Source organism: Desulfobacula toluolica Tol2 (genome assembly GCF_000307105.1).
GTDB classification, from domain to species: Bacteria; Desulfobacterota; Desulfobacteria; order Desulfobacterales; family Desulfobacteraceae; genus Desulfobacula; species Desulfobacula toluolica.
This window is the reverse complement of sequence record NC_018645.1, coordinates 4876434-4890586: the sequence shown is the minus strand read 5'-3', so window position 1 is coordinate 4890586 and position 14153 is coordinate 4876434. Positions and strand designations below refer to the sequence as shown.

Below are 14153 nucleotides of genomic sequence, written 5' to 3'. Positions count from 1 at the left end.
ATGGTTGTCGGCGGCGGCATCAGCGGCATCCAAGCCGCCCTTGACCTTGCGAATACGGGGTTTAGCGTTTATCTCGTTGATAAAGCACCAGCCATCGGGGGAAAGATGTCTCAGCTTGATAAGACCTTTCCCACGAATGACTGCTCCATGTGTATTGAATCGCCAAAGTTTATTGAATGCAGCAGACATCCTAATATAGAGATTCTGTCATACACTGAAGTTGAAAGTATAAAGGGCAAAGCAGGAGACTTTAAGGTCACTTTGACCAGAAAGCCAAGATATATCATTGAAGATCGATGCACGGGGTGTGGGACCTGTGTAGAGGTTTGCCCGGTCAAGGTTCCGGATGAGTATAATCAAAACTTATCCTTGAATAAAGCCATACATATATACTTTTCTCAGGCCGTTCCGCTGATTACATACGTTGACCCTGATACCTGCCTTTATCTCCAGGATGAAAAATGCAATATCTGTATCGGTGCCTGTCAAAATCAAGCTATAGATCTCAACCAAAGAGAAGAGACGATCCAGGTAGAGGTCGGCGCAGTCATCATGTCGCCGGGGTTTGAGGTATTTGATCCAAAACTGCGGAACGACTATGGTTATGGGATCATGGAGAACGTGGTTACAAGCCTCGACTTTGAAAGGATTTTAGCCTCTACCGGTCCTTATGATGGAGAGATTTTGCGCCCATCGGACAAGAAGCATCCGAAGAAAATCGCCTGGATTCAGTGTGTGGGGTCCCGGCAGGTGATCGAGGGCGGAAACAGCTATTGTTCAGGCGTATGCTGCGCGTATGCGCAAAAACAGGTGATCCTGGCAAAGGATCATGAAGCGGATCTTGAGGCGAAGATCTTCCATAACGATATTCGTGCCTTTGGCAAGGATTTCGAGCGGTTTTACCAACGGGCGGAAAACCTGCCCGGGGTTGAATTTATAAGAAGCTATGTATCGATTGGCAAAGAGGACCCGGAAACCAAAAATGTTTCCATAAGGTATTCAACTGCTGATGACGGCGTCAAGGAAGAAGAATTTGAACTAGTAGTATTATCCGTGGGGTTAAACCCGCCGAAGAATGCAGAAGAATTGGCGGACCAGTTTGGTATTGAGCTTAACGAACACGGGTTCTGCAAATCCAATCCGCTAAATCCAATTGAGACCACGCGGCCGGGGATTTTTGTCAGCGGCGCGTTTCAGGGGCCTATCGATATCCCCGAGTCGGTCATGAGTGCCGGCGGGGCCGATGCCCTCTGCAGTCAACTGCTGGCCTACCGTCGGGGGGATCTTGCCAGAGACCGGGTCTACCCGCCGGAGAAGGATGTATCCCAAGAGAAACCTCGTGTGGGCGTTTTTGTATGCCATTGCGGTGCCAATATCGGCCGGGTGGTGGATGTGCCGGCAGTGGTAGAGTATGCGTCCGGGCTGGAAAATGTGGTGCATGCCCAGGAGAGCCTTTTTGCCTGCTCAACGGACAATGCCAAGCAGATATCGGATCAGATACGGGAAAAGGGTCTCAACCGGGTGGTGGTGGCCGCCTGCACGCCAAGAACCCATGAGCCGTTATTCAGGGACACTTGCCGTGAAGGGGGTATCAATCAGTACTTCTATGAAATGGCCAATATCAGAGAACACTGCTCCTGGGTGCATTCCAAGGAGCCGGAGAACGCCACCCGGAAGGCCAAGGAGATCGTTCGCATGGCCGTGGCCAGGTCATCGCTTCTTGAGCCCCTCCAGGAGTTTGAGCTGCCGGTGAACAAAACAGCATTGGTGGTAGGCGGCGGACTTGCCGGTATGACCAGTGCCCTTAGTATGGCCAATCAGGGATTTCGGGTTAAGCTGCTGGAAAAGGATAAGGCGCTTGGAGGCATAACGCGAAGAATTCATACTACCCTGGAAGGAATGGATGTTCAGGCTTTCTTAAAAGACACTGTCCAAAAGGTATATAAACATCCTTACATCCAGATATCCCATGAAGCAATCATCACGAATGTGACTGGTTATGTGGGAAATTTTGTCACCACGGTGAAGACTGAAGGACGGATCAAAGACATAGAACATGGCATTGCGGTTCTCGCGACGGGTGCGGCGGAATATAAGCCTACCGAATATCTTTATGGAGAAGATGACCAGGTAGTGACCCAGCTGGAGCTTGAGGATCGTATCTTCAAACAAGATGAAGCGCTGATGAATGCCGAGAGTTTGGTAATGATCCAATGTGTTGGTTGCAGAAATGAGGACAGAAATTACTGTTCCCGAATATGTTGCAGCCATGCTGTAAAGAACGCCACGAACCTGAAAGATCTGAAACCCGAGATGGACATCTATATTCTCTTTAGAGACATGAGAACCTATGGGTACAGGGAAGATTACTATCGTGAGGCTGCCGATAAGGGCGTGAAATTTATCCGTTGGGAATTGGATGACAAGCCCGAAGTGGAAGCGATCACAGAGGGAGGCAAGTCGATATTAAGAGTTACTGTGCCGGATCTTATCTTGGGCCGGCGGCTTGAATTAGATGCCGATGTGCTAACGTTGTCTGCTGCGGTGATTCCATCGGAAGAGAGTATGGAAGTGGCCCGGCTGTTCAAGGTGGCCATGAATCCGGACGGTTTTTTTCAGGAAGCCCATGTAAAATTAAGGCCGGTAGACTTTGCAGCCGAGGGGGTATTCCTGTGCGGTATTGCACATTATCCCAAGCATATCACGGAGACGATCAGCCAGGCGTACGGGGCTGCAGGCCGTGCGATCACGATTCTGAACAAGGATTCGGTGACAGTCTCGGGAGCTATTTGCCAGGTGGACGAGAACGCCTGCGAGTCGTGTGGGGCCTGTATATCGGTTTGCAATTATGGGGCCATTGAATTTCATGAGACAGGAAAAGGCAAAAAGGCTACAGTCAATCCCATTCTCTGTAAAGGGGATGGCCTCTGTAACACGGTGTGTCCGGCAAATGCGATTTCTCTAAAACACTTTACCGATGATGAGATCTTTTGCCAAATTGATGCGTCCTGAAAAATGTTTTTGCCTGATTGATATGGCGGTGGTTGTTCCTGAGGTGACCATTGCCCTGATAGAATTTTAAGAAAGAGAACCGCAGTGAAGACTGCCGTAGGAGTGAGAAAAATGGGACCAGGACTTGAATTTAAACCAAGTATTTTAGGCTTTTTATGCAATTGGTGAGGGTACTCCGCTGCGGACCTGGCTGGAGTTTCCAGACAACAATACACGCCTGATATTAAAATTATTCGTGTCATGTGTACCGGCAGAGTCGACCTGTCATTTATATTCCGGGCTTTTTCAAACGGAAAAGACGGGGTGTTTATCGGCGGTTGTTGGCCCGGTGAATGTCATTATATTACTGAAGGAAATTTTTCTGCATTAAGCACAAAACATATTGCCGGCAAATTATTGGAAATGATCGGGGTGAATCCCGAAAGATTAAGGTTGGAGTGGATTTCAGCTTCAGAAGGAAGCCGTTATGCCGATGTGATGAATGATTTCTCCAGGACGGTGAGAGCGTCAGGACCTCTTGGTGCAGGTGAAGGAGTCGATCCCGAGGAATTGAAAGCCCGGCTGGATGCGGTTCAGCAGCTCATACCGTATATAAGGCTGGTGGAAAGAATAAGGTTGAGAATTCCTCTGAAAACAGTGGAAGAATATGATGAATTTTTTACCAGTCCTGCATTTGACAAGCTGTTCAAAGAAACGGTTGTGGACAAGTATGAAATCAGCCGGATTATGGCCCTGTTGAGGAAAAAAGCCTGTACGCCCGGTGAAATCACAAAAAGCCTGGGCATCAATCAGTCTGACGTATCACGGCATCTTAACCTGGCGGCCAGGCAGGGATTATGCCTGTTCGACGAAAACCGGAATCTTTTTTCAGCCACATGTGATGAAAACGGCGTTTCATATAAGGATGAAGCAGATGTAAAAGTTGAAGCATCTGCGTTGGACAATGGTGAGGTTGATCAGATTATTGCCGAATACCAAGGCCGTTCGGAGGCATTGATCCATGTGCTGATGGAGGTTCAGAGCAAAAACCGTTGGCTGTCCAAGGAAATACTGGACAAAATCAGTGTGAAACTGGAAGTGCCATTAAGCCGGGTAATGCAGATCACCACCTTTTACAAAACCTTCAGCCTGGCTCCCAAGGGTCGTCATGAAGTTCATATCTGTACAGGCACATCTTGTCATATCCGCGGTGCAACGCAACTTATGGAATCAGTTCAGGAGGCCATGGGTATTCGAGCCGGTGAGACAGATTCCGATTCCACGTTCAGTCTGGAACATGGCAACTGCCTTGGCTGTTGTTCATTGGGGCCGGAGATTATCATTGACGGAAAGCATCACGGCAGGGTGACGCCCGATAAAGCAGAACAAGTGTTGAAAAACTATGCATAGGGAATAAAAATTATGCCAAGGATAAATTCAGCTGTTGAATTGGAAGAATTCGGAAAGGGTCTCTTGTCACAAAGAGATCCTGATAAATCTTATATCTCAGTATGTGCGGGAACCGGTTGTCTGGGCCTCGGTAACGAAGCTGTTATCAGTGCCTTTGAAACTGAAATAAAAAAACAGTCTCTGGAAGCCAAAGTCGAGCTGAGAGTAACCGGCTGTCACGGTTTTTGTGAGCAGGGACCCAATGTCGCCATCTATCCTGAAGATATTTATTATACTCAGGTGGCAGCAGGGGATGTTCCTGAAATTATTACCCGGACCGTGCTTGGGAAAAAAGTGATTGATCGCCTGGTTTATACTGACCCCCATACCGGTGAGAAATCAGTATACCAGTCTGACATTCCTTTTTATAAAAAACAGATGCGTCAGCTCATCGGCAATAATACCAGGATTGATTCCAGGAGCATTGATGATTATATCGGGATCGGCGGGTATGGTGCCTTGTCTAAAGCACTGTTTGAAATGACCCCTGAGCAGGTGTTGGATGAAGTTAAAAAAGCCAATTTGCGAGGCCGGGGGGGCGGAGGATTTGCAGCCGGCCGCAAATGGGAAACAACCCGTAATGCTCAGGCCGATGTGAAGTATGTGATCGTCAACGGCCATGAGGGAGAACCCGGGGCTACCATGGACAGGGCTATTTTTACGGGAAATCCCCACAGCGTTCTGGAAGGCCTGATCATCGGAGCCTATGCCATTGGCGCTCAGAAAGGCTTTATTTACACCCGCCATGACTCTCCGCAATTGAAAAATAATATCTATCTTGCCATTGACAAGGCCAGGGAATACGGGCTGCTGGGAGACAATATTCTGGGTTCCGGCTTTGATTTCGATGTTGAAGTCCATTTTGATGTGGGAATATTTGTTTCCGGTGAGTCCAGTGCATTGATGCGGTCTATCGAAGGAAAGAACCCGGAGCCCAGACCCAAATATATCCGGACATCAGTCAGTGGCGTATGGGACAAGCCCAGTAACTTGAACAATGTGGAAACCTGGGCCAATGTGCCCCTGATCATCGATAAGGGCGCCGACTGGTATGCCGGCATCGGAACAGAACACAGCAAGGGTTCAAAATTGATATCCCTTTCCGGTAATATTGTTAATTCAGGGGTTGTGGAAGTTGAATTTGGAACGACCATCCGGGAAATCATCTATGATATCGGCGGGGGCATTCCCAACGGCAAAAAACTGAAAGCGGTTCATTTCGGCGGGGCCATGGGCGGGTCAATGCCGGCAAGCCTCATTGACACCCCGCTGGATTTCGATGCTCTCAAAGAGGTGTCTGCTCCCATGGGTGCCGGTGCATTGATGGTCATGGATGAAGATACCAATATGGTTGATATGAACCGGTTTTTCCTGGAGTTTCTTACCAATGAATCTTGTGGCAAATGTGTCCCATGCCGCGAGGGCCTCAAGCAAATGCTGAAAGTTTTGATAAGACTCAGTAAAGGTGAGGGAAAACAGGGGGATATCGAACTGCTGGAAGAAATTGCCGAGGTTCTGAGTGTCTCTGCCCTGTGTTCTTTGGGGAAAACCGCTTCCGATCCGCTCAAAAGCTCCCTGCGCTACTTCAGGGATGAGTATGAGGCTGGCATAAAAAAGACTGCTACGGCTTAAATGCTGGTTGGGTCAAACAAGAATTAAACTCTAAAAGAGTGTGGATACAATGAGTGAAATCAATTTACAGATAGATGGAAAAGAAGTTAAGGCTGAGGAAGGGATGACTGTTTTGGAGGCGGCTCAAAGTGCCGGTATATTTATCCCTACGCTTTGTCATAATGAGGTTTTGGAGCCTTATGGCGGGTGCCGCCTTTGCACCGTGGAAGTGGAAGTCAACGGCTGGAGCAAACTGGTTGTCGGCTGCCTTTACCCGGTTGAACAGGGTCTGATTGTCAGAACCAGGACAAAGATGGTGGATAAGGTTCGCAAACTGATTTTGGAGTTCCTGCTGGCACATTCTCCGGATTCTCCGGCATTGCTGGAGCTGGCGCAAGAGTATGGGGCTGATAAAGACAGGTTTGAAAAAGAGTCTTCGTTTTGCCTGCTTTGTGGACTGTGTGTAAGATACTGTGCTGAAGTTAAAAAGAAAAATGTTATTGGATTGATTGACAAAGGCGGAAAACGGGAAATAAGTTTTATTCCTGAACTGGCCGCCAAAGAATGCTGGGACTGCAAGGAATGTTTTTCACTTTGTCCTACATCCTATCTACAGGCAGCTTACCATTTAACCAAAGCAATTGCGTTTCCTTCTCTTCCGCTTCCTGTCAAACCTGTATCAGAGGGAACAGCAAAAGCGATAAAATAATCTGATGATAATCAGAAGGAAAAAATGAGAAAAACAAGTCTTGGCTTTAAATATGATATTGTTCCATTCTGATTCAAATAATTTGCTCAGGAGGCCGATTTTCCTCTGGTTGAATACATCAAGCAAAAAGAGATTGCGGCAATAGCCGCCTACATCGTATCCGCAATCTTTCCTTTCTTCAGGCCGTTTGCCTGATGAAGGCCATAATAAAATTGCCTGTTTTTCATCAGGGTTATGTGGGATCCTTTTTCGATCACCCTGCCGTCCTTGATCACGATGATCTGATCCGAAGTGACCGCGGAACGGAGCCGGTGGGCAATGGTGATGGAAGTCCGGTTCTCCTTCAGGTTGGAAACCGCAATTCGGATTTTCTCCTCTGATTCCGTATCCACATAGGAGGTCGCCTCGTCAAAGATGATCAGGTCCGGCTGATGAGCAAACGCGCGTGCAATGGAAATGAGCTGTCTTTCCCCGCTGGACAGGGATGCACCTCCTCCGGAAATTCGCGTGGACAGGCCCTCCGGCATTTTATCAATGATAGACTGACAGTTGGAGAGCTTCAGGATGGAGTTGAGTTCCTCTTTTGACACATCCTTTTCCGGTGGCAGGATATTCTTCCGAATGGTTCCCGTAAACAGATAGGGATCCTGGGTCACCAAGGCTATTTTTGACCGTATGGATCTAACGGAATAGCGGTCGATCTCATCTCCATTGATCAGTATCCTTCCACCTTTTGGTTTGTAAAACTGAACAATCAGGTTGATCAGGGTGGTTTTCCCGGACCCGGTGGGTCCCACAATGGCTAAAGAACTTCCCGATTTCAGGTCAAAAGAGAGATTATTCAAGATGTTTTTCCCCTTTTTGTATGCCATGGTCACATGGTCGAAGGAGAGGGTGTCCAGCCTTTCCAGTTCTTTTGAGCCCCCTTCGCCATGGAGCTTTTTGTCCAGGATCTGTACGATTCTTTCGCCGGATGCCAGGGCATTCTGCAGGATGTTATGCTTCTCCGCAATATCACGGATCGGCCTGAAGAACATCTTGATATAGGAGATAAAGGCAACCAGGATTCCAAGACTCACCAACTCCGAGACCACCCTTCCTCCACCGTAAAAGATCACGATAGCCAGGGTAAAGGAACCCAGCATGTCGATCACAGGCATGAAAAGTCCATAGATTCTAATCTGCTGAAGCCCGGCATCATAATTTTCACGGTTTATTTTCCTGAAATCATCCAGAGTCTTCTTTTCCATGGTAAACAGCTGAATCACCTTCATGCCTCCAATGGCTTCGGAAAACATCGAATTGATCTGTGCCACTTTAATCCTCAAAACCCTGAACACTTTCCGGGATTTTCTCGAAAAGAGAATGGCTGCCAGAAACACGAATGGGATCACCGACAAAATCGCAGCAGCGAGCTTCAGGTCCATATACACCAAGACCCCCAATATTCCCAGGAGCATGAAGGAATCTTTCATAACAAACGTGATGATGGAGGTAAACAACTCCTGCATATTCTGGACATCGTTGGTCACCCGTGTGGAAAGCCGACCCACCGTGTTTTTATCGAAAAAGGAGACGGGCAGTCGCTGAATATGCCTGTAGATGGAAAGTCTCAGATCATGCATGACCCACTGTCCGGTGTATTCCATCACCATGATCTGTACAAAGCTGAACAGAAACCGCAACCCCGCAATAGCCAACAACACCAGGCCCACCAGGGCAGTACCACGCAAATCATGGGCACGCATGATGCGCATCTCTTCCCGGGTCAGGCGGTCCAGGTGTTCCGATGAGAGGGTGGCGGTGTTTCCTTGTCTCTCAAAAAGCCCGGGATGACTGAGGATGACCGTTTCCATCTCTTTTGTTTTGATCTCAACTGCCAGGGCAGGGGGAGAACCTTCCCCCTGTATACCATCCCTTTGACTGGAAAAATCGAGTCCGGGTACAATATAGCGGTCCACAGCAATTCGGGTGACATAGGGCATGGCCAGGTCCAATGCAGAGATGGCCATCACCAGCGCCACAGAGACCGTCACCATCAGTTTGCGCTTCATGATAAAGGGGAAAAAACGTTTCAACAACCTTATATCCTTGGGTTTGTCCAGGCTTTCCTCATCCGGAAAATTCATGCTCAGTCTCATAACAGTTCCTTACCCGATCCTTTCTTCCGTAACCTGCATTTCATAAGCGTCCGCATAATAACCGCCGGACTCGACCAGCTCATCATGACGACCAGACTCCGAGATGATGCCGTCCTTTAACACGATGATCTTTTCCGCATGTTTGAACACGGAAAATCGGTGTGACACGATGATTATTGTCTTGTGCCCCTTAAGAGAACGGATCGTCTCTGAGATCGCCATGGCGGTTTCCATATCCACCTGGCTTACCGGGTCATCCAGGATGACGATGGGTGAGTCTTTCAGAAATGTCCTGGCCAGTGCCAGTCTCTGTTTCTGCCCCCCGGAAAGATAAACCCCTTTTTCACCGATCACGGTTTCCAGGCCATCTGGAAAAGACGCGATGGTCTCGGTCAGCCTGGCCATCTCGATCGATTTTATCAAACGTTCTTCCCCCGCACCAGGATCCCCGTAAATGAGGTTGTCCCGAATTGTGCCTGAAAACAGGAACGGCTCCTGGGGCATAAAGGAGATTGCGCGCCTCAATAGTTCAAGGTCGATCTCCTTGATCCCCATGCCATCAATGGTGATCCCGCCGGTGGCGGCATCGAAGATCCTCGGGAGCAAACTCACCAGGGTGGTTTTGCCGCTTCCCGGAGGACCTGCTATGCCAAGGGTCTCCCCTGGATTCAAGAAAAAGCTGATTCTTTCAAGTACAGGGATCTGCCTCTCTTTGTTTTTGTAGTTAAAAGACAACTCATCCACACGGATTTCGCCGAAAATCTTTTTAGGAACCAATGCATTGTCTGAATTTCTAATCTCCGGTTCATGGGCCAGTATTTTTTCGATCCGCTGAACAGATGCCATTCCCCGCTGAATCATATTGGTGACCCAGCCAATGGCCATCATGGGCCATGTCAGGAGCCCAAGGTAGCTGATGAAGGCAACAAAATCACCGGGAGAAATGGTCATGGTGATCACCTGCCTCCCCCCTATGAAGATAACTATGGCAAGACTTATGTTGGTCAAAAAAATCATCATTGGGAAAATCAGGCCTGTATATTTCACCAGGCTCATGTTTTTCGACACATAACTCTCCGATCCCCTGCAAAAGGAATCCGACTCAAAATTTTCCCTGTTGAAGGCCTTGATGATTTTAATCCCGGAAAACCGCTCCCTGACCAACTCCATCAGATCAGAAAAACCGGCCTGAACGGTCATGTATTCGGCAAAGAGCTTCTTACTGAAGATTTTGGTAAAAAACGCGATAAACGGCATGGGAATCAAGGCCATCAAGGTCAGGTTAACGTTGATATATCCCATGAAAAAAATAGACGCAAAGCCCAGCACGATGGTGTCGGTGAGCGCCACAAGACCCATTCCCGATGCCATCCTGATATTTTTCAAATCATTGGTTGCATGGGCCATGATGTCTCCTGCTGTAAACGTTTCAAAATACGTGGCCGGCATCAACTGGACATGACGAAACATTTTCTCACGGATTCCTTCCTCAATTCTCCTGGATGCTCCGAAAATAAGCACACGCCATAAATACCTGAAACAACCGATCATCAGGGCGGCACCGAGGATGTAAAGGGCATAGGTCAGAAGACCGGCAGGGGTGATGTTCATAGCAGAGATGTCATCAACTGCCCACTTGATGATCCTGGGAATAAACAGTTGAAAAGCGTCCACCACAAGAAGAGCCGCGATTCCCCAAATGAGGTCCGGCCGGCGCTCGATAAAATAGGGTTTGATCAATTCGAAACTTTTCAATCATGCCTCCATAAAGAATGTTTCAGCAAGTGATACCGTTTAATAATTCGTCTATCCCTGCCTTTTTAAGTTTGGAAATGCAAAAAATATGCCGCCAATTTTATATTTAGAGGCCCGGTACAAAATAGTCATTCTATTTTAGATCTAATCAAGCAATTCCACATTTTAATAATTTTACACTGCAAGGTCCCTTTAATTTTATAAATCAATTCAAGTAGCTAAATAAAGATTTTAAAAAAAGCAATACAAAATTGCTGAAACCCAAATCCACCGCCTATTTTTTTTATACCCGTCCAAAGGTAATTCAGGTTTTTTTTTGCTTGGCGGGAACTTAGTCCGGCGAATGAAAGCCTTTTTAGGCACCATCCACCTGATTCTGAAGAATTTCAGGCGTAGCTATTCTATTGAGGACAAAAAAAAAATAAATTTTTTACTGCACAAATCTTCCATCATTTCCATTGCAGGGAAGGGAACTCAAGCAGCTTAGGTCCTTATATGCCGGGCAGAGGCGGTTGTTCCTCAAGGCGTTGGCGTTTGGCAATATAGATGAGAATGTTGACTAAAACCTATCACTATATTACAAGTGAGAATAAATGATTGTTTTCAATTTTCAAAAAGCGAAACGTGAGTTAAATTATAAAAAAAGTATTAAAGACCGTCAGATCAATTGTGACGACTGCTGATTTCTTTAATATTTCAGAAAAAATTAAAGAACCCAAGTAAAGAGTAAAATTGAAGAATCCATGGAAATGGTCCATACCAAATTATTTGCTGTAACTGTTTGCTGCAAAATCTTATTTTAAGGAAATGTAATGAACGGAGAATCAAAATATATTGTTATTTATACGGGGGTTCTTACAACCCTTTTTATATGGTTTTTAAGTCTTTCAGGGGCGTTTAATCTGCCCAGCGGCATCCTTTATGACACTTTTGTCAACCATATCCCTGAACAGCAAAATGCTGCAAAAAAAACACTTCTTGTTGAGATAGATTATGACCAGCAAAAAAGTGGCGATATGGTTTGGATATCTTTCCTGCAAAACCTTAATGCAATTGGAGCCAGTCAGGTTATATTTTCTTTTTTTCCTCCCAATGTATCGGAAAAATTTTATGACAAAGCCGTTTCCATGGGTAATGTCATTTTTGGCAGACAAAAACTTGGGAAACAAGATCCGGCAGGTGAAGATCTTTTTGATCCTATACCTGCCCGGGCCCGGGGAAAAAAAATTATCACGGCACCCTATGACCTTCCGCCAAACAATTACGGGGTGCATCGTTTTGAGCAGGCATATTTTACCGTCCAAAATAAAAAAACACCAAATTTCCTGGTGCTTGCCGCACAAATGAGAAATACTCCAGAGCTTGGCGAAGACAATATCTTTTTTATCAACTTTATGGCGGCAACAAAAAAACTTCCCAATATAGACTTTAAACGGATAGTCTCCGGTAATCTTGTTCCGGAACTGGTTCAAGACCGTAGTGTCATCATAGGGTTGAAAAAAGCTGCAAATTCACCAGGTTTTAACACTCCTGTTCATTCGGGTGACAACAGTATTTCCCTGGTCGAATATAACGGGTATGCACTCGATACTTTGATTGAACAAAACCCAATCAAGTGGTCTGCCCCCCTTACCACATTATGTTTCATTATTACCATCACCTTTCTTGGACTGACTCTCTATCCGCTGCTGTCTGAAATTATGATACTTGTGTATACCGGGGCGTTTTTCATGGGGTGCGTTATAGTGACCTGGGTTTTGTTATCCCATGCGTTTTTCTGGCCGCCTTTTTTTGAAATTATTCTCACCTGTGCAACCGTCCTGGTTTTTATGTTTGCAAGAAAGTGTTCGTTAAAAAGCAGGCTTGCCAAAGAAATGATATTAAACCGGTCCATTCAAATTAAGAAAAAATTTTCTGCCACCGGGTTTTATGAATCCAAAGAGTATTGGTCAAGGATCATCAATATGGTTAACCAGACCCTGAATCTTGAGCGGGCAATTTTTCTTGACAAGGTAGAAAACGACCACAGGGTAAAGGAAATAATTGCTTTGAACACCTCCATCAGTGATATCAAGGAAAGGCGACGGGACTATCAGAGAACACCGTATTCCACTGCAATCAAAGAAAACAAACCCATTGAAATTCATTCTTATTTTAAGACAGCAAAGCCAAATGATGTGCAATACCTGGTTCCTCTGAGTTTTGCGGGCAGGCTTCAGGGGTTTTGGGCATTTGTGATTTCATCCGGCCAAGCAGCGGATATATCCACTCTTCTTCCCACAATCAACCGCTTTGCAGTGGAAATAGGCGAAATCCTCTACAAGAGAGACAAATGGCATCTTGAGCAGGCAGGTCAAAAAAGCCTGATCAATAAAATTTTGCGTTTTGAAACAAAAGAAGATCTTTCCCATGAGATAAATAATATCATCAATCTGCTGGGAAGGCGGGTGTCCATTCTGGACCTGGTTTTTAACTCCATTGAATCCGCCGTTATCTTATATGATATTTTCGGACAGGTGACCCATGTCAATCAAGGCATGTCCAATTTTTTAAAAACCATGAACATTGCTCCGTTTAAAATGACGGCCCTTGACCTTGCAGTAAAACTGACGAACCATACGGCTCAACAGATGCGCAATCTGCTCAGCCAGACCATCATCAGCCATGACATATTAACCCTGCCCGTCACCATAGCCGACCATGACAAGTCATTTTTGCTCTCCATTCGTCCTTTGCTCATTGAAGAGGAAAACAGCCTGATTCAGGATGAAGCCTATCCTTTTGATCTGCATGGAATGCTTTTTGAAATGATTGACGTAACCGATGCCAAAAATTCCGGTACCTTGAAGGCAGAACTTTTTGAGCGCAGCAACATCCACCTTAAAGAAGGGGTCGAGTCCATAAGCAATGTATGCATGATGCTTGAAGATGACAAAATGGTTGCCGAACAGAAGACAAAACTCATTGAAAATCTAAATGATAAAAAAGACAACCTGATTAATTTTATTACAGAACTCAATGATTATATGAGCCTTGATGTGTTTTCAGAAACATATCAGGTGTTTCCCGTAAGCACCCTCAAAATCATTAAAAACTCCATATCCCAGTTGCAAGAAATCGCAGGCAAAAAAAGAATTTCTTTTGAGATTGCATCCGGCAGCTTATCTGATCTGGTTTTAGCCGGTCCCGGAGACCTGAAAAAACTTTTTATCTCCCTGTTTTCAATCCTTTTGCATGATGCCTATGAAGAAACAGCCATCCAAATCAGGTCGGAATCCAAGAACGGCAGTATCTTTTACAGCATATACAATGCAGGGTATGGAATGCCGGATGAGGATTTTCAAAGGTATTTATCTTCAGGCCAGTTAAATAACTCAAAGTTTTTTCAAGAGATCCGGCAGCTGTCACCCAAGCTCAAACAATGGAAATGTGATCTGACTGGAACAAGTCAAGTTGGAAAAGGCATTCAATTTAACCTGATGCTGAATAAGTTTTAA

General features: G+C 46.0%; 7 protein-coding genes and 1 pseudogene. 6 read left to right on the top strand and 2 right to left on the bottom strand.

What is annotated here, in order from left to right:
- The 5 genes and pseudogenes from TOL2_RS21965 to TOL2_RS21950 all read left to right on the top strand — a co-directional run bounded on the left by TOL2_RS21965 (position 1) and on the right by TOL2_RS21950 (position 6760).
- Positions 1 to 3012 (top strand): FAD-dependent oxidoreductase, encoded by a 3012-nt coding sequence (locus TOL2_RS21965; protein ID WP_051012612.1) that lies wholly within the window; start codon positions 1 to 3, stop codon positions 3010 to 3012.
- A 111-nt stretch (positions 3013 to 3123) separates the two neighbouring features.
- Positions 3124 to 3882 (top strand): annotated as a pseudogene (locus TOL2_RS25860) (hydrogenase iron-sulfur subunit); the annotation flags it as partial.
- 66 nt (positions 3883 to 3948) lie between these two features.
- Positions 3949 to 4401: an NADH-quinone oxidoreductase subunit NuoE family protein gene (locus tag TOL2_RS25855; protein ID WP_083863944.1), complete on the top strand. Its 453-nt coding sequence runs from the start codon at positions 3949 to 3951 to the stop codon at positions 4399 to 4401.
- A 12-nt stretch (positions 4402 to 4413) separates the two neighbouring features.
- The gene (locus TOL2_RS21955) at positions 4414 to 6072 is read left to right on the top strand and encodes a (2Fe-2S) ferredoxin domain-containing protein (RefSeq protein ID WP_014959474.1); all 1659 of its coding nucleotides are present in this window, start codon (positions 4414 to 4416) and stop codon (positions 6070 to 6072) included.
- Between the two features lie 49 nt (positions 6073 to 6121).
- Positions 6122 to 6760 carry a 2Fe-2S iron-sulfur cluster-binding protein gene (locus tag TOL2_RS21950; protein ID WP_014959473.1) on the top strand — a complete coding sequence of 213 codons (639 nt, stop codon included), beginning with the start codon at positions 6122 to 6124 and terminating at the stop codon, positions 6758 to 6760.
- Between the two features lie 149 nt (positions 6761 to 6909).
- Here the strand turns inward: TOL2_RS21950 and TOL2_RS21945 are convergent, their stop codons facing one another.
- Together TOL2_RS21945 and TOL2_RS21940 are read right to left on the bottom strand one after the other, a co-directional pair.
- Positions 6910 to 8889: an ABC transporter ATP-binding protein gene (locus TOL2_RS21945; protein WP_014959472.1), complete on the bottom strand. Its 1980-nt coding sequence runs from the start codon at positions 8887 to 8889 to the stop codon at positions 6910 to 6912.
- 21 nt (positions 8890 to 8910) lie between these two features.
- A complete protein-coding gene (locus TOL2_RS21940) occupies positions 8911 to 10656 on the bottom strand; it encodes an ABC transporter ATP-binding protein (RefSeq protein WP_014959471.1) in 1746 nt (581 codons plus the stop codon).
- 812 nt (positions 10657 to 11468) lie between these two features.
- Between TOL2_RS21940 and TOL2_RS21935 the strand changes: the two genes are divergently transcribed.
- Positions 11469 to 14153 (top strand): CHASE2 domain-containing protein, encoded by a 2685-nt coding sequence (locus TOL2_RS21935; protein ID WP_014959470.1) that lies wholly within the window; start codon positions 11469 to 11471, stop codon positions 14151 to 14153.

Bases quoted from the DNA above. Each gene is read 5' to 3' on its own strand.
- TOL2_RS21945 (WP_014959472.1), bottom strand. From the start codon at position 8,889: ATGAATTTTCCGGATGAGGAAAGCCTGGACAAACCCAAGGATATAAGG.
- TOL2_RS21950 (WP_014959473.1), top strand. From the start codon at position 6,122: ATGAGTGAAATCAATTTACAGATAGATGGAAAAGAAGTTAAGGCTGAG.
- TOL2_RS21965 (WP_051012612.1), top strand. From the start codon at position 1: ATGGTTGTCGGCGGCGGCATCAGCGGCATCCAAGCCGCCCTTGACCTT.
- TOL2_RS21955 (WP_014959474.1), top strand. From the start codon at position 4,414: ATGCCAAGGATAAATTCAGCTGTTGAATTGGAAGAATTCGGAAAGGGT.
- TOL2_RS21935 (WP_014959470.1), top strand. From the start codon at position 11,469: ATGAACGGAGAATCAAAATATATTGTTATTTATACGGGGGTTCTTACA.